This is a genomic window from Tardiphaga sp. 37S4 (assembly GCF_021044645.1).
Lineage (GTDB): Bacteria > Pseudomonadota > Alphaproteobacteria > Rhizobiales > Xanthobacteraceae > Tardiphaga > Tardiphaga robiniae.
This window is the reverse complement of the sequence record NZ_CP088008.1, coordinates 5234811-5249904: the sequence shown is the minus strand read 5'-3', so window position 1 is coordinate 5249904 and position 15094 is coordinate 5234811. Positions and strand designations below refer to the sequence as shown.

The following is a 15094-nucleotide window of genomic DNA, read 5'->3' as shown; positions in this document are numbered from 1 at the left end:
GTGACGCGTGATTCCTGACGTCGTCACCTTTTGGGAGGGCCCGCTCGATGCGCTGCGCAGGCTGTGCCTGCGCTCGCAGGTCGAGGCCGGCCACCGCGTCACGCTCTACAGTTTTGCACCGATCACCGATCTGCCGGATGGCGTGAGCAATGCCGATGCGGAAGCTGTGTTGCCGCGGGCTTTCGCCGAGCGGCTGCGCTCATCAGCTCCCGATGGCGCGTGGGTTGGCTGGACCCCGCTGCAGTTCAGCGATTTCTTTCGCATCCGGCTGATGGCCGAAGGTCTTGGCCTCTGGCTCGACGCGGATGTGCTGCTGCTGAAGCCCATCGAGATCGATCCGGCAAAGCCTTATTTCGCCTGGGAGAAGCGACGTCAGCTCGGCAATTCGGTGCTGTATCTGCCGCCTGACGATCCGATCGTTGCGGCGTTCGAGGCGCTGATCAGGCAGGACGAGTTGACGCCAGACTGGATGTCATTGCGCCATCGCCTCGCTTTCGCATGGCGCAAATGGCGCGACAGCACGAAGCGCGCCAGCGACGTCCGCGTCGCGATCTTCGGCCCGGCATCGCTGACGGCGCTGGCGAAGCGCCATGGCGCGCAGCATCACGCGCTGCCGCGGAAGTCGTATTATGCGATTCATGCCGAGCCGAAACTGTTCTTCGAGCCATCGAATTTCAAAGCGCTGCTCGATGATCCCGGGATTCTAGGCTTCCACATCTCGCCGAAGGGGCGCGGGAAGGAAGCGCCGATGCCGGGAAGCTTTTATGCGTGGGCGACGGAGCGGGTCGGCGCACGTTAGTATCAGCCTTTGAATCTACAAATTTCGCGCAACGGCCCGCGGTATCCCTCCCCCTTGCGGGGAGGGTCGGCCGAACCTGACGATGCGAAGCATCGTTCAGGTGGAGGCCGGGGTGGGGGTGCCACACGTGAGAGCATCGCCTGTGGCACCCCCACCCGTCGCGCTGCTCGCTGCGCTCGCAACGCGCCACCCTCCCCGCAAGGGGGAGGGTGAAGAAAGCGCGTCGTTGCTGACTGGTACTAGCCCCCCATCGCTGCGATCGCGTCCGAAATCGCGATCGTGCGCTTCGCCATCTCCGCATGCAGGCGCTCGACCATCTTGCCGTCGAGCTGGATCGCGCCGCGCTTGGCGTTTTCCGGCTGTTCGAAGGCGGCGATGATGCGGCGGGCCTGGGCGACTTCGTCGTCCGGCGGCGTGAAGACCTTGTTGCAGGCCTCGATCTGGCTCGGATGGATCAGCGTCTTGCCGTCGAAGCCGATGTCGCGGCCCTGTTCGGCTTCGGCGATGAAGCCCTCGGTATCGCTGAAATTGCTGTAGGGACCATCGAGAATTTCGAGACCATGCAACCGCGTCGCCAGCACGCAATGGGTAATCATCGGGAGCATCGCCGCGCGGCCGGGCATCATGCGGATGCGGGTCTCGCGGGCGATATCGTTGGGGCCGAACACGAAGCCGGCCAGGCGATTTTCGGAATCGCGCGAGGCGGCCGCGAGTTCCTCTGCATGCAGGATGGCGCGCGAGGTCTCGATCATGGCCCAGACCTTGATCGACATGTCGGCGCCAATGTCACTCAGCCGATCGGCAACGGCTGAGAGATCCTCGACGCTGGAAATCTTCGGCACCAGGATGCCATCGGGCTTGGCCCTGCCGGCCATGGTCACGTCGTCGATCCACCACGGCGAATCCAGCGCATTGATGCGGATGATAACCTCGCGCTTGCCGAAGCCGCCGGCATTGAGCGTTTGCGCGATGGCATCGCGCGCGGTTCCCTTGGCATCCGGCGCGACGGCGTCTTCGAGGTCCAGGATGATGCCGTCAGCGGCCACGGTACGGGCCTTTTCCAGCGCGCGCGGGTTCGAGCCGGGCATGAACAAATGGCTGCGGCGCGGACGGATCATGGCGTCATTTCCCTGTGATTATGGCCTGTTCGTTATTCAGGCATCCGCGATAACATTTCAGCCCGCCGCCCGGAAGGCTTGTTCGCGCTGGCGTCCTATGGTTATCCGTGGGGACCGTATGTTTGAGCGTGATCTCTCGACAAACGCCCCCGTTTGTCGGCGAAAACCGGTATCCACTTTTCGGGATCATGCTCCGAACGAGGCAGACCATGACATCATTTCCGAAGCAGCTCATTGCCGGTTACCAGACCTTTACGTCGGAGCGATTGCCGACCGAGCAGTCGCGCTTCCGCGAATTATCGGAAAAGGGCCAATCGCCGGAAGTCATGGTGATCGGCTGTTGCGACTCGCGCGTATCGCCAGAGGTCATATTCGACGCCAGCCCGGGCGAGCTGTTTGTGGTGCGAAACATCGCCAACCTCGTGCCGGTCTATCAGCCCGATGGCGGCGCCCACGGCGTCTCGGCGGCACTGGAATATGCGGTGCAGGTCCTGAAGGTGAAGCACATCGTGATCCTCGGCCACGCACAATGCGGCGGCATCCGCGCTTTCGTCGACAATGCGGCGCCGCTATCACCGGGTGACTTCATCGGCCGCTGGATGTCGATGTTCATCAAGCCCGACGAGAAGGTCGAGATCCGCGAGCACGAGGCGTTTCAGGATTTCGTCACCCGTATCGAGAAGGCCGCCGTGTTCCGCAGTCTGGAAAACCTGATGACGTTCCCGTTCGTGAGCAGCAAGGTCGAGAGCGGCGAGCTGGAATTGCACGGCGCTTACTTCGGTGTCGCTGTCGGCTCGCTGTCCGTGCTCGATCAGGCCGCGAAAGAGTTTCGGCCTGTGGCGTAAAACAAAAAAGCCGGATGCTGAGCATCCGGCTTTTGATTGTTGGAGATCGAAGGTCCGCTTACGCGGCCTTCTTCTTCGCCGTGATCAGCTTGCGGTTGATCAGGCATTCCGCGATCTGTACGGCGTTGAGCGCCGCGCCCTTGCGCAGGTTGTCCGACACGCACCACAGAACGAGACCGTTATCGACCGTCGAATCCGTGCGGATGCGGCTGATATAGGTGGCGTCTTCGCCGGCGGCCTCATAGGGCGTGACGTAGCCACCCGGCTCGCGCTTGTCGATCACGAGGCAGCCTGGCGCATTGCGCAGGATGTCGCGGGCTTCATCTTCCGAGATCGGATTCTCGAATTCGATGTTGACCGCTTCCGAGTGGCCGACGAACACCGGCACGCGCACGCAGGTCGCGGACATCTTGATTTTGGGATCAAGAATCTTCTTGGTCTCCATCATCATCTTCCACTCTTCCTTGGTGTAGCCGTCCTCCATGAACACGTCGATCTGCGGGATGACGTTGAAGGCGATACGCTTCGGGAATTTGTTATTGACCAGCTCGCTGTTGGTGTAGACGGCCTTGGTCTGCGAGAACAACTCGTCCATCGCATCCTTGCCGGCGCCCGACACCGACTGATAGGTCGAGACGACGACGCGCTTGATGGTCGCCTTGTCATGCAGCGGCTTCAGCGCCACCACGAGCTGCGCAGTCGAACAGTTCGGGTTTGCGATGATGTTCTTCTTGGTGAAGCCATCAACGGCAGAGGCATTCACTTCCGGCACGATCAGCGGCACGTCGGGGTCCATGCGCCATGTCGACGAGTTGTCGATCACGACGGCACCGGCCGCGCCGATCTTCGGCGACCATTCCTTGGACACGGCTCCGCCGGCCGACATCAGGCAGATGTCGACGTCGCTGAAGTCATAGGTCGCGAGGTCTTTGCATTTCAGGGTTCTATCGCCGAAGGAAACCTCAACGCCCATGCTGCGGCGCGACGCGAGCGCCACGACCTCGTCAGCGGGGAATTTACGTTCATCCAGAATGCTGAGCATTTCACGCCCGACATTGCCGGTCGCTCCGACCAGCGCGACTTTGTAACCCATCGTTCACTCTCCGAAGAAATATGCTTCACCCCCACATACCGTGGAAAGGGAAGAGCCGCGCTTCTATGCGAGAAACGTCGCAAAGACAACGTCCTAAGCGTGTTTGCGTGTGTTGATGCGTTCAATTTTGGTTTCGCACCACCCAAAGTCGGCAGGTGTCCATCCGGCCCTGCAGAGCTTTGCCGACGAGTGCGGTGCCATCGCCGTGCGTCTGCTCGCCTATATGGGGGCGCTGGCACTGGTTGTCATGGCCGCGGCTACGGTTTTCGACGGACTGGAATTTGACCTCAGCAGCGAACCGGCGGTCAAAGCCGGCTGGAGCGTCGCCAGCCGTTCCCATCCCGCTTTTGCCGTCAGCCAGTTTGATTCATTAGGTAAAACAGCCTCTTACGAGATTTTGAGGCACCCCGAAGGCGGCCGCAAGGATGTCCTGCGCTGGGCGTCGCCCGGGGAGCCCCCGGTGGCCGAGCTGGAATTGTATCGCCCTGGTGCCGAGGCTGAGCGGGCAGGTCCGCCGGCAGCGGACATTGCGGGCCGCATGGACCCCGGCGGCGTTCGCGAAGTGGTGGGCGAGGGCATTATCGACAGCAAGTTCGGGCCGGTCGCCCTGATGGGCTTTTCCGACCGGCTGAAGGACAGCAAGCGCTGCCTCGGCTTCATGAAGACGCTGGAGGTGGCCAATCTCAGGATTTCCGGCTGGTCGTGCCAGGGCGACGGCCTGCCGGCGCGGCGGGCGGCCATTGCCTGCACGCTAAACCGGCTGGTGCTGCTCACCGCCGGCAATGAACCCCGACTGCAGGAGGCCTTTGCTCAGGCAGATTTGAAGCGGGCCGGCTGCATCAGCGGCGCGGCGCTGTCAGCCACTTCAGCCGATTGGGTCACGGGTGCCCAGAACCCGCTGCTGCGCGGCAGCTTGTGACCTCTTCGTGATGGGTTGGACCAAGACCTTGGATTACATGCAACATTCGGCCACACCGCGCATTATATCGACGACTGTGGCCGGATAGACCTTGTGGCCGGATACCCCGGCCAGCTAAATTGGCCGCAAATCGGATTTGCCGACTCGGCTTTTGAACGCCGATCTTCTGACTGCAATGAGGACCTGATGACCTTGAAATTCCCCGCCGCGAAAACTCTCGCCATGTTGTTCGCGACGGTTGCCGTCATCGCGACCGCCGTTGCCGTCTCGCCGGCCGATGCCGCCACCAAGAAGAAGGTCCGTGTGTCTGATCGTGACGCTGTTTATGGCGCGCGCGGCCCGAACGTGTCCTATCAGCAGGGTCGCACCCGCGTTTACGTGACGCGTCGCTCCTGGCTCGATGCCGGCGTCGAAGTGCTCCCGGGTGACCGCAAGTTCACTGATTATGCCTATCCGCCCGGTTACTCCTTCGCCCGCGACAACAACAACCGTCCGCTGGACCGCCAGCCGCTCAACTCGCAGTGGGATCTCGGCGGTTATCCCGAGCGCTTCCCGCTCTACTGAGCGCGGCGACATCCAAATACGAAAATGCCCGGCTCAGCCGGGCATTTTTTGTTTGTGGGAGAGGTTCGAGCGCGCTTAAGCGTGCAGCGTCTGCAATTCCTTCAGCAGTGCTTCACCCATGCCGGATGTGCTCACCACGGTTGACCCTTCCGACTTGATATCGGCCGTGCGTAGTCCCTTTGCCAACACCGCGGCGATGGCCTGGTCGACCTTGTCGGCCAACTCACCCATGTCCAGCGAGTAACGCAGCGCCATGCCGAACGAGGCGATCATCGCCAGCGGATTGGCCATGCCCTTGCCGGCAATGTCCGGCGCCGAACCATGCACCGGCTCATACATTGCCTTGCGCTTTTTGGTCTTGGCATCGACTTCGCCGAGCGAGGCCGAGGGCAGCATGCCCAATGAGCCGGTCAGCATCGCTGCGATGTCGGAGAGCATGTCACCGAACAGGTTGTCGGTAACGATGACATCGAACTGCTTCGGCCACTTCACGAGGTTCATGCCGCCGGAATCAGCGAGCTGATGCTCGAGCGTGACGTCCTTGTATTCGCGGCCATGCACCTGGGTGACAACCTCGTTCCAGAGCACGCCCGACTTCATGACGTTACGCTTCTCCATCGACGTCACCTTGTTCTGACGCTTGCGGGCCAGATCGAAAGCGACGCGGGCGATGCGCTCGATTTCATAGGTGTCGTAAACCTGCGTATCGACGGCACGCTTCTGGCCGTTGCCGAGATCGGTGATGGTCTTCGGTTCGCCGAAATAGACGCCGCCTGTGAGCTCGCGCACGATCATGATGTCGAGGCCCTCGACGACCTCACGCTTCAGGCTCGATGATTCCGCCAGCGCGGGATAGCACACGGCTGGGCGCAGATTGGCGAACAAGCCGAGATCCTTGCGCAGGCGCAGCAAGCCGGCCTCGGGGCGATGCTCATAAGGCACGCTGTCCCACTTCGGGCCGCCGACGGCGCCGAAGATGATGGCATCGGCGGCATCCGCCTTGGCCATTGTGGCATCGGTGATAGGGAGCTTGTCGGCATCATAGGCGGCGCCGCCAACCAGGCCGTTCCCGATCGTGAATTTGGCGATGCCCTGGGCATCGATCCAGTCGATCAGGCGCTTCACTTCGGCCATCACTTCAGGGCCGATGCCGTCGCCGGGGAGAAGCAGCAATTTGTGCGTTGCCATATTCAAGTGCCCTTGCAATCCGTTACTGATTGCCGCGAGTGCTAAGACGTCATTGCAGGAATGGCAAGACAGTGTTGCCGAAGGGATGATTGCGGGTGCCGTGAAACCTGCGACATTGCTGACGCAGCGGAGATCCCCGTGACGTCATCTGTGCCTTCCCCGGCGCGCCCTAACCCGGCGTGGCTGATACTCGTCCTGTCGCTCGCGCCGGCCATCGGGCTCGGCATCGGCCGCTTTGCCTATTCGCTGGTGTTGCCCGATATGCGCGACAGCCTGCAATGGTCCTATTCGGCGGCCGGCTTCATGAATACCGTCAACGCCGCGGGCTATCTCGCCGGCGCACTGGTTGCGGCCGGGCTCGGCAGGCGCTTCGGTCTGATCGCGGTGATTCAGGGCGGTACGCTTGCTTGCATCCTGTCGCTCATCGTTTGCGGCGTCACCGTGGATTTTACGCTGCTCAGCATCGCGCGGCTGGTCACCGGTTTTGGCGCGGCGGTTTCGTTCGTGGCCGGCGGCGCGCTCGCCGCCACCATCGGCCTCGCTTATCCCGAACGGTCGTCCTATCTGCTCAGTCTGTTTTATGCCGGGCCAGGTATGGGTATCCTCCTGTCCGGTCTGATCGCGCCGTTCGTGCTGCAGGGCTTTGGTCCGGGCTCCTGGTGGATCGTGTGGTTGGTCCTCGGTCTCGTATCGGTCGTGATCGGCCTGCCGCTGTTGCGCCCGCGCATCGATGCGGCTGATGACACGTCAACGGACGACAAGGCGCCGCTCGCGATCCGCCCGATGTGGATTTACCTCATTGCCTATTTCATGTTTGGCGCCGGCTATATTGCCTACATGACCTTCATGATTGCCTATGTGCGCGATGGCGGCGGCAGCGCTTTGGCACAAAGCGCGTTCTGGTGCCTGATCGGCGTCAGCTCGTTCGCGTCGCCCTGGCTGTGGCGTAATGTGCTGGCGCGTGGCCAGAGCGGCCGCGCCATGGCAATCATTCTTGGCACCAATGCGGTAGGCGCAGCGATGCCGCTGCTCGGGCATTCGCCTGTGGTGCTCGGCATCTCCGCCGCCATTTTCGGCGTTGCATTCTTCGCGGTGGTTGCGGCAACCACGGCCTTCGTGCGCTTCAACTATCCTCGCGCGGCATGGTCGAAGGCCATCGCGGCGGTGACGATCGTGTTCGGCATCGGCCAGACTCTTGGTCCGATCGCGGTGGGTGCCATTTCGGACGCGACCGGCAGTCTCACATCCGCTCTTGTGGTCTCAGCAGCGACGCTGGTGTTCGGTGCGGTGCTGGCGATGTTCCAGAAGCCGATCAGCTCCCGCTGAAATCGTTATAGCCCTGATCTTCCCAATAGCCGCCCTTGTAGTCGTTGGTGACTTCCATCGCGACGACGTATTTCGGATTCTTGAATCCGAGTTTGGTCGGTACGCGGATCTTCATTGGGAAACCATAGGCCCGCGGCAGAAGCTGATTGTCGAACTTGAAGGTCATCTGCGTCTGCGCATGCATCGCCGTGGGCATATCGAGCGAGCTCGCATAGTCCTCGGCGCAGCGAAAATGAACCCACTTCGCATTGGTGTCCGCGCCGACCAGTTTCAGGAAGTCGCGCAGCGGCGTGCCCTGCCAGGAGCCGATGGCGCTCCAGCCTTCCACGCAGATATGGCGGGTGATCTGCGATACTTCCGGCAGCTTGTGCAGTTCATCCAGCGTCCAGGACCTCTTGTCCTGCACCAGACCGGAGACTTCGAGCTTCCACTCCTTGCCGTCCACATTCGGTGCGTCGTCCTCGGCGTAGAAGGCGTTGAACGGGAACGGACGCTTGATGTCTTTCTCGGAATAGGTCGGCGCCAGCGTGTTCGGATTGAAGATTCGGGCCTGAACCATGTCGTTGAACTTGGACATATGCGTCAGCAGGTTTTCAGCCGAGAGACTGTCGCTCACATCGCAGCCGGTGAGCAGCGTTAACGCACCGAAGCTTGCGCCCGACGCGATGAAACGGCGGCGCGACAGGTCGGGCATTAGCTTCGTGGCGTCCTTGACGAGGAGATCCTTGTCGACGCCGGGAATGATGAGGGAGCGAATTTTTCTGATCATGGTCGTGTCCCTCAGCGTCCGATAATCATTGCACGCAAACTCTTCGGCACGATCAGGGCCAGAGCGATATGGATGACGAGGAAGCCGACGATGGCCGCCATCATGAAGAAATGCACATAGCGGGCAGTGTCATAGCCGCCGAACAGCGCAGTAAGATATTGCAACTGGACGGGCTTCCAGATCGCGAGACCCGACAGCACGATCAGAATGCCGACCACAATGATCCCGGTATAGAGCAGCCTCTGCACCTGATTGTAGGTCGAGAGATCAGCGTGCGAGAGCTTGCCGGTCAGCGCAGCCTTGGTGTCGTCGAGTACACCCTTCGCCGAGATCGGCAGCAGCTTCTTGCGGAAGCGTCCGGTGACCATGCCAAGAGTGAGATAGACGAGGCCGTTGATCACCAGCAGCCACATGGCGGCGAGGTGCCACATGATGCCGCCGCCGAGCCAACCACCCAGCGTAATGGATGATGAGAATGTGAAATTGAACAGCGGCGAGGCGTTGTAGATCTGCCAGCCCGACATGATCATCAGCACGATCGCGACAGCGTTGATCCAGTGCACGACGCGCACCCAGGCGGGCTGGATGACTTTGGTGTTCGTAACCTTGGTTGCGGCGTGGTCGCCGGCGGCTGTGATGCTCGACATAGGCATATCCTGGCTGAGCAGTGGTTCGATTGGTGCTCGGTGACGCGAGTTATTACCAGCTATACGGCATAACCGGTCGTTCGTTACGGCGGCTCCTGTAACAACCCCGGTCGGGCCGGCTCATATCGATCACAAAAAAGCGAGCCGGGCTGCCCCGGCTCGCTCCTTTTGCGCCCCTCGGTATCCTTCGGGGACGCGCGCGCATCCAGTGGGGACAAGTCAGGATGCGCGAACTTGTTGCGCAGAAGCCGGAGATCAGGCTTTCGGCATCAGGACAGTATCGATGACGTGAATCACGCCGTTCGACTGGTTGACGTCGGCGATGGTTACAGTCGAGGAACCGCCCTTGGCATCGACGATCATCACCTTGCCGCCCGAAGCCTTCACGGTCAGCTCTTCGCCTTCCACGGTCTTCAGCTTCTGGCCGTCCTTGAGGTCGGCGGCGTTCAGCTTGCCGGGCACCACGTGGTAGGTCAGGATCTTGGTGAGGGTCGCCTTGCTCTCAGGCTTCACCAGCGTATCGACGGTACCAGCCGGCAGTTTGCCGAAGGCGGCGTTGGTCGGTGCGAACACCGTGAACGGGCCCTTGCTGGAGAGGGTATCGACCAGGCCGGCGGCCTTCACGGCGGCGACCAGCGTAGTGTGATCCTTCGAGTTGACGGCGTTCTCGACGATGTTCTTCGACGGATACATCGGCGCGCCGCCGACCATGACGGTCTTCTCGCCCGACATTTCGCTCTTCATCATCTTCTTGTCTTCGGCCTGCGCGGGGGCAAGCACGGCGCCAGTGATGGCGAGGGTGCTGAATGCGATGGCCGACAGAAGTGCAATGCGCTTGGACATGGATCGTCTCCCGAGTGATGTAAGTGACCAGCGATCTCGCTGGTGCGATGAATGGCATCAACCGCGGCAATCCCCTGGAGGCCAGATTGCGCCGTCGATGCCCGAGTTACGCGAGGTCTCGGGACCAGTTTCAGGCTATATTTTTCGGCGCCGTTGAAACTTTTACGGGCGCATCCCGTTCGCGCGAGGCAACAACGCGTTCGATGCATCGCGTTTGATACAATCACGCGCGGAAACCGCGGCGGGATGACGCGACCCAGGGGGCCGATCCACCAGATATGGGGGCGATCCCCATGGGGCATGCGTTGCCTAGATATGGCCATTCTTGCTAAGGAACGGGACAAATGACGCGATCGTCAGGCTAGCTGCACCGGTCGCTCCCGCACTCCTGCACCGCGTGACCTTGCCATGAACGCCAACCTGTTTTCTCGCCTGTTCGACAAACTCGACGATGCCTCACGTCTCGCGATCGAGACGCCCGAGGGCAAGCACATCAGCTATGGCGACCTGATCGCGCTGGCGGGCCAGATGGCCAATGTGCTGGTGGCTCGCGGCGTCAAGCCGGGTGACCGCGTCGCGGCGCAGACCGATAAGTCGGTGCCGGGCCTAGTGCTGTATCTGGCGACGGTGCGGGCCGGCGCGGTCTATCTGCCGCTCAACACCGCCTATACGCTGAACGAGCTCGATTACTTCATTACCGACGCCGAACCGTCGCTGGTGGTGTGCGATCCCTCCAAGGCTGAAGGCTTCGCCGCCATTGCGGCCAAGGTCGGTGCGAAGGTCGAGACGCTGGGCGCCGACGGCAAGGGTTCGCTGACCGATGCGGCAGCGAAAGAGAAGCCGGACTTCAGCACGGTCGAGCGCAAGAACGAAGATCTCGCCGCGATCCTCTATACGTCGGGCACCACCGGCCGCTCCAAGGGAGCGATGCTGAGCCACGACAATCTGGCGTCGAACTCGCTGAGCCTCGTTGAATACTGGCGTTTCACCAAGGACGACGTGCTGATCCACGCCCTGCCGATCTATCACACGCATGGTCTGTTCGTGGCGAGCAATGTGACGCTGTTTGCGCGCGCGTCGATGATCTTCCTGCCCAAGCTCGATCCGGAACTCATCATCAAGCTGATGGGCCGCGCCACCGTGCTGATGGGCGTGCCGACTTTCTACACGCGTATCCTGCAGTCGCCGAACCTGACGAAAGAGACTTGCTGCCACATGCGGCTGTTCATCTCCGGCTCCGCGCCGCTGCTGGCCGATACGCATCGCGAATGGTTTGCGCGCACTGGCCACGCCGTGCTCGAGCGTTACGGTATGACCGAAACCAACATGAACACGTCGAACCCCTATGACGGCGAGCGCGTGCCTGGCGCTGTCGGCTTCCCGCTGCCCGGCGTGTCCGTACGCGTCACCGATCCGGAGACGGCCAAAGAACTCGCGCGCGACACCATCGGCATGATCGAGGTGAAAGGGCCGAATGTGTTCCAGGGCTATTGGCGGATGCCGGAGAAGACCAAGGCGGAGTTCCGCGACGACGGGTTCTTCATCACCGGCGACCTCGGCAAGATCGACGCCAAGGGCTATGTCCACATTCTCGGCCGCGGCAAGGATTTGGTTATCTCGGGCGGCTTCAATGTCTATCCGAAGGAAATCGAAAGCGAGATCGACGCCATGCCCGGCGTGATAGAAAGCGCCGTGATCGGCGTACCGCATGCAGATTTCGGCGAGGGCGTCACTGCCGTGGTCGTGAGCGACAAGAAGACCGCGATCGACGAGGCCTCCGTGCTCAAGGCGCTGGATGGCCAGATCGCCAAGTTCAAGATGCCGAAGCGCGTGATCTTCGTCGACGATCTGCCGCGCAACACCATGGGCAAGGTGCAGAAGAACGTACTGCGCGATAGCTACAAGGATATCTACGCGAAGTAGGTCCCCGCGCGGTCCCTCATGGTGAGGAGGCGCGCAGCGCCGTCTCGAACCATGAGATGCTGTGTGGCCATACCCTAGATCACATGCTCCGGCGCGAGTGCGCAGGCCGAATTCGGATCCATCTCGATCTGGATCGTCGCGTGCTCAATGCCGAAGTCACGCTTCAGGCGCGCGGCGACTTCCATCAGATAGGCGTCGCCGGGTGCGCCTGACGGGATCACCATGTGACAGGTCAGCGCCACTTCGGTTGTGCTCATGGGCCAGATATGCAGGTCGTGCACCTGCGCGACGCCGGGGCATTGTTCGAGGTAGCCGCGCACGGCAACGGGGTCGATGCCGCGCGGAACGGCGGCGAGCGACATCGCAGTGGAGTCGCGCAAGAGGCTCCAGGTGCCCCAGACGATCAGCACACAGATGACGAGGCTGGTCAGGGCGTCGATCCACAGCCAGCCGGTAAACATGATGGCGATCGCGGCAATGACCACGCCAACCGAGACGGCAGCGTCGGCGACCATATGCAGATAGGCGCCACGAATGTTGAGGTCGCTGTTGCGGCCCGAGGCAAACAGCCACGCGGTCACGCCGTTGATGACGATGCCGATGGTGGCGACGATAATCACGGTGACCTCGGCTACCGGTTCGGGATTGAACAGTCTTAGCACGGCTTCCCAGGCGATGGCACCGACGGCAACCAGCAGGAACACCGCGTTGAAGAGCGCCGCCAGAATTGAAGAACCGCGCAAGCCATAGGTGAAGCGCGGCGTCGGCGCGCGCTTTGACAGCACAGCTGCGGTCCATGCCGCGATCAGCCCGAGCACATCCGAGAGATTGTGCCCGGCATCGGCCACGAGCGCCATCGAGCCGCTGGCATAGCCGTAAATCGCCTCGATGACGACGAAGACGGTATTGAGGCTGATGCCGATGGCAAAAGCCATGCCGAAATTAGCGGGCGCATGCACATGTCCGCCGGGACCGTGGGAATGACCGGCGTGATCGCCTTGCGCGTGGTCGTGGCCGGCATGGTCGTGTGTGTGACCGTGGTCGTCATGATCGTGATGTGAGTGCGCCATCGGTGTTCCGTCGTGTGGTCTGACGGCATCCATAGCAAGTTGTGATCCGGATACTATTACGGTAGCTGTTGTGCGTCGGCCGCTCTGATTTACGGGGTCATATTAGAGCGATGACAAACCGGCTGCCGACGATGAATAGATAAATTCCAAACGCCATTTCCAGCGCGCGCTTCGACATCGCATGTGCCGCCTTCACGCCGAGCGGCGCCACCAGCAGGCTGGTCGGCATCACCAGCAGCGCGCCGATCAGCGAGACATAACCGACAGTGAAGGGAAGCTGCAGCGCTGCGACATCGGGAAAGCGCGCGGCGGCCGGCCAGCCGGCATAGATGTAGCCGATGGCGCCGGGGATCGAGATCAGCACGGCGAGTGCTGAGGATGTCGCCACCGCCTGATGGATAGGCCGGCCATAAAAGGTCATCAGCAGGTTCGAGAACAATCCGCCGCCAATGCCCATCAGCGTGGAGAGAAGACCGACGAAGAAGCCGTAAATCTTCATCAGTGGGCCGTCGGGCAAGTCGTGGCCGAGCTTCCAGCCGTCGCGCGCGAGCAGCAGCCGTGCCGCCGCGGACCAGGCAACGGCAACGAAAACGATCTTGAACAGCCGCTCCGGCGCATAGCGGGCGGTGACACTGCCGATGACGACGCCGATCAGGATCGGCCACCACCACTTCCGCAGGATCTCCATGTCTACGGCGCCGCGGGCCATATGGGCACGGAAGGACCGGATCGAGGTCGGGATGATAATGGCCAGCGAGGTGCCGATACAGAGCGGCATCCGTACTTCCAGAGGCACTCCGGCGATGCGGAAACACTCGTAAAATACGGGGACCAGGATGGCGCCCCCGCCTATCCCGAAGACACCTGCCAGGAAACCGGCCAGTGCGCCGACGGCAATAAGAAGCGCCGCCAGTTCGACAATCTCGGTTACATTGAGCCCAGCCATTCCCGCTCCGATTGCCATTTGCTATCGCATCATGAAGTTCTCATGAATCGCGCTTCACCAAGGCTGTCAGCAACAAGCCCGGCACCTGTCAATACCCGCAAATGCAAGGCTCATTTGAAGCTCTGAACGATTGTTCGGAGTATGTCATTTCGCGATTGCACTGGTTGTTTTGAGTTCGTAAATAGAATTGCTCTACGCGATCCCCAATCGGGCACCGTCTGCCCATTAACCTGTCAAAGTTGCTAAATGACCGCTCGGATCGAACGACCCCTTTCGCCGCATCTCCAAGTGTACCGCTGGACCCTGACGATGGCGCTGTCCATCGTCCATCGCGCTACTGGCGTCGCCTTGTATTTCGGCACCTTGCTTCTTGTCTGGTGGCTGATCGCCGCTGCGTCCGGCCCAGCCGCCTATGCCCATGTGCAGGCCTTCACCGGCAGCATCATCGGTCGCCTGATCGCATTCGGCTACACGTGGGCGCTGATCCATCATGCCATGAGCGGCATCCGCCATCTGGTCTGGGATCTCGGTTACGGTTTCAAGCCATCCGAGCGTGAATGGCTCACCTGGGCCGCATTGATCGGCGGCATCGGCATCACCATCCTGCTCTGGATCGTTGCCTACGCGATCGGAGGCGGACGATGAGCGGTTCCAACTCTCCGAAGTCGGTGCGCACGCCGCTCGGCCGCGTCCGTGGTCTCGGCTCCTCGCATTCGGGCACATCAGACTTCTGGCGTCAGCGCCTGACTGCAGTGGCCATGCTACTTCTGTTGATCCCTGTGATCTTCATCGTGATGTCGGTTTTCAGAAGCAATCAGGCCGGCGTCGCGCAGGTCCTTGGTTCGCCGATCGTGGCCATCGTCATGTTGCTCTTCATTGTTGCCAGCGTCTGGCACATGAAGATCGGCATGCAGGTCGTGATCGAAGACTATGTCCATGACGAGAAGATCAAGCTGATCTCGATCATCGGCAACAATTTCTTCTCTGCCGCTGTGGCGCTGGCATCGATCTACGCCATCCTTAAACTTTCATCCGGAGTGTAGC

At 61.3% G+C, this 15094-nt stretch carries 16 protein-coding genes; 8 read left to right on the top strand and 8 right to left on the bottom strand.

Features of this window, described 5'->3' with window-relative positions:
* Nucleotides 1-7: 7 nt before the first annotated feature.
* Nucleotides 8-799, top strand: coding sequence for a hypothetical protein (locus tag LPB73_RS24850; RefSeq protein ID WP_231078550.1), 792 nt, complete (start codon nucleotides 8-10; stop codon nucleotides 797-799).
* Nucleotides 800-1038: 239 nt separating this feature from the next.
* Here the strand turns inward: LPB73_RS24850 and LPB73_RS24845 are convergent, their stop codons facing one another.
* Nucleotides 1039-1917: an HpcH/HpaI aldolase/citrate lyase family protein gene (locus LPB73_RS24845; RefSeq protein WP_231078549.1), complete on the bottom strand. Its 879-nt coding sequence runs from the start codon at nucleotides 1915-1917 to the stop codon at nucleotides 1039-1041.
* 209 nt (nucleotides 1918-2126) lie between these two features.
* On the opposite strand from LPB73_RS24845, the gene LPB73_RS24840 reads away from it, so the two are divergent.
* The gene (locus tag LPB73_RS24840; protein WP_068737916.1) at nucleotides 2127-2762 is read left to right on the top strand and encodes a carbonic anhydrase; all 636 of its coding nucleotides are present in this window, start codon (nucleotides 2127-2129) and stop codon (nucleotides 2760-2762) included.
* Nucleotides 2763-2820: 58 nt separating this feature from the next.
* Here the strand turns inward: LPB73_RS24840 and LPB73_RS24835 are convergent, their stop codons facing one another.
* A complete protein-coding gene (locus LPB73_RS24835) occupies nucleotides 2821-3855 on the bottom strand; it encodes an aspartate-semialdehyde dehydrogenase (protein ID WP_068737914.1) in 1035 nt (344 codons plus the stop codon).
* A gap of 115 nt (nucleotides 3856-3970) precedes the next feature.
* Here LPB73_RS24835 and LPB73_RS24830 point away from each other — a divergent pair, with 115 nt between their 5' ends.
* Together LPB73_RS24830 and LPB73_RS24825 are read left to right on the top strand one after the other, a co-directional pair.
* On the top strand, nucleotides 3971-4774 hold the full coding sequence (locus LPB73_RS24830) for a hypothetical protein (RefSeq protein ID WP_231078548.1): 804 nt from the start codon (nucleotides 3971-3973) through the stop codon (nucleotides 4772-4774).
* A gap of 186 nt (nucleotides 4775-4960) precedes the next feature.
* Entirely contained in the window at nucleotides 4961-5338 is a 378-nt protein-coding gene (locus LPB73_RS24825; RefSeq protein WP_089266485.1) for a hypothetical protein, read from the top strand.
* A 75-nt stretch (nucleotides 5339-5413) separates the two neighbouring features.
* On the opposite strand, the gene leuB is transcribed toward LPB73_RS24825, so the two are convergent.
* Nucleotides 5414-6526, bottom strand: coding sequence for a 3-isopropylmalate dehydrogenase (gene leuB / locus LPB73_RS24820; protein ID WP_231078547.1), 1113 nt, complete (start codon nucleotides 6524-6526; stop codon nucleotides 5414-5416).
* 138 nt (nucleotides 6527-6664) lie between these two features.
* Here leuB and LPB73_RS24815 point away from each other — a divergent pair, with 138 nt between their 5' ends.
* On the top strand, nucleotides 6665-7852 hold the full coding sequence (locus LPB73_RS24815) for a YbfB/YjiJ family MFS transporter (protein WP_231078546.1): 1188 nt from the start codon (nucleotides 6665-6667) through the stop codon (nucleotides 7850-7852).
* Here the strand turns inward: LPB73_RS24815 and LPB73_RS24810 are convergent.
* From LPB73_RS24810 to LPB73_RS24800, 3 genes are all read right to left on the bottom strand, one after another.
* The gene (locus LPB73_RS24810) at nucleotides 7839-8621 is read right to left on the bottom strand and encodes a molybdopterin-dependent oxidoreductase (protein WP_184512662.1); all 783 of its coding nucleotides are present in this window, start codon (nucleotides 8619-8621) and stop codon (nucleotides 7839-7841) included. The genes LPB73_RS24815 and LPB73_RS24810 overlap by 14 nt on opposite strands.
* An 11-nt stretch (nucleotides 8622-8632) precedes the next feature.
* The gene (locus LPB73_RS24805; protein WP_231078545.1) at nucleotides 8633-9268 is read right to left on the bottom strand and encodes a cytochrome b/b6 domain-containing protein; all 636 of its coding nucleotides are present in this window, start codon (nucleotides 9266-9268) and stop codon (nucleotides 8633-8635) included.
* 255 nt (nucleotides 9269-9523) lie between these two features.
* Nucleotides 9524-10111, bottom strand: a complete 588-nt coding sequence (locus LPB73_RS24800) for a fasciclin domain-containing protein (RefSeq protein ID WP_093757927.1) — start codon at nucleotides 10109-10111, stop codon at nucleotides 9524-9526.
* Nucleotides 10112-10519: 408 nt separating this feature from the next.
* On the opposite strand from LPB73_RS24800, the gene LPB73_RS24795 reads away from it, so the two are divergent.
* Nucleotides 10520-12034, top strand: a complete 1515-nt coding sequence (locus LPB73_RS24795) for a malonate--CoA ligase (protein WP_231078544.1) — start codon at nucleotides 10520-10522, stop codon at nucleotides 12032-12034.
* A 74-nt stretch (nucleotides 12035-12108) separates the two neighbouring features.
* On the opposite strand, the gene LPB73_RS24790 is transcribed toward LPB73_RS24795, so the two are convergent.
* Both LPB73_RS24790 and LPB73_RS24785 read right to left on the bottom strand, forming a co-directional pair.
* A complete protein-coding gene (locus LPB73_RS24790) occupies nucleotides 12109-12969 on the bottom strand; it encodes a cation diffusion facilitator family transporter (RefSeq protein ID WP_414716822.1) in 861 nt (286 codons plus the stop codon).
* 232 nt (nucleotides 12970-13201) lie between these two features.
* A complete protein-coding gene (locus LPB73_RS24785) occupies nucleotides 13202-14050 on the bottom strand; it encodes a sulfite exporter TauE/SafE family protein (protein WP_231078543.1) in 849 nt (282 codons plus the stop codon).
* Nucleotides 14051-14296: 246 nt separating this feature from the next.
* Here LPB73_RS24785 and sdhC point away from each other — a divergent pair, with 246 nt between their 5' ends.
* On the top strand, nucleotides 14297-14695 hold the full coding sequence (gene sdhC, locus LPB73_RS24780) for a succinate dehydrogenase, cytochrome b556 subunit (RefSeq protein WP_231078542.1): 399 nt from the start codon (nucleotides 14297-14299) through the stop codon (nucleotides 14693-14695).
* On the top strand, nucleotides 14692-15093 hold the full coding sequence (gene sdhD / locus LPB73_RS24775; RefSeq protein ID WP_231078541.1) for a succinate dehydrogenase, hydrophobic membrane anchor protein: 402 nt from the start codon (nucleotides 14692-14694) through the stop codon (nucleotides 15091-15093). Before sdhC ends, sdhD begins: the two co-directional genes overlap by 4 nt.
* The last annotated feature ends 1 nt before the right edge of the window (nucleotide 15094 follow it).

Coding starts and splice junctions, on each gene's coding strand:
- LPB73_RS24845 (WP_231078549.1), bottom strand. CDS start 1,917: ATGATCCGTCCGCGCCGCAGCCATTTGTTCATGCCCGGCTCGAACCCG.
- LPB73_RS24840 (WP_068737916.1), top strand. CDS start 2,127: ATGACATCATTTCCGAAGCAGCTCATTGCCGGTTACCAGACCTTTACG.
- LPB73_RS24835 (WP_068737914.1), bottom strand. CDS start 3,855: ATGGGTTACAAAGTCGCGCTGGTCGGAGCGACCGGCAATGTCGGGCGT.
- LPB73_RS24830 (WP_231078548.1), top strand. CDS start 3,971: ATGCGTTCAATTTTGGTTTCGCACCACCCAAAGTCGGCAGGTGTCCAT.
- LPB73_RS24825 (WP_089266485.1), top strand. CDS start 4,961: ATGACCTTGAAATTCCCCGCCGCGAAAACTCTCGCCATGTTGTTCGCG.
- leuB (WP_231078547.1), bottom strand. CDS start 6,526: ATGGCAACGCACAAATTGCTGCTTCTCCCCGGCGACGGCATCGGCCCT.
- LPB73_RS24810 (WP_184512662.1), bottom strand. CDS start 8,621: ATGATCAGAAAAATTCGCTCCCTCATCATTCCCGGCGTCGACAAGGAT.
- LPB73_RS24805 (WP_231078545.1), bottom strand. CDS start 9,268: ATGTCGAGCATCACAGCCGCCGGCGACCACGCCGCAACCAAGGTTACG.
- LPB73_RS24800 (WP_093757927.1), bottom strand. CDS start 10,111: ATGTCCAAGCGCATTGCACTTCTGTCGGCCATCGCATTCAGCACCCTC.
- LPB73_RS24795 (WP_231078544.1), top strand. CDS start 10,520: ATGAACGCCAACCTGTTTTCTCGCCTGTTCGACAAACTCGACGATGCC.
- LPB73_RS24790 (WP_414716822.1), bottom strand. CDS start 12,969: ATGGCTTTTGCCATCGGCATCAGCCTCAATACCGTCTTCGTCGTCATC.
- LPB73_RS24785 (WP_231078543.1), bottom strand. CDS start 14,050: ATGGCTGGGCTCAATGTAACCGAGATTGTCGAACTGGCGGCGCTTCTT.
- sdhC (WP_231078542.1), top strand. CDS start 14,297: ATGACCGCTCGGATCGAACGACCCCTTTCGCCGCATCTCCAAGTGTAC.
- sdhD (WP_231078541.1), top strand. CDS start 14,692: ATGAGCGGTTCCAACTCTCCGAAGTCGGTGCGCACGCCGCTCGGCCGC.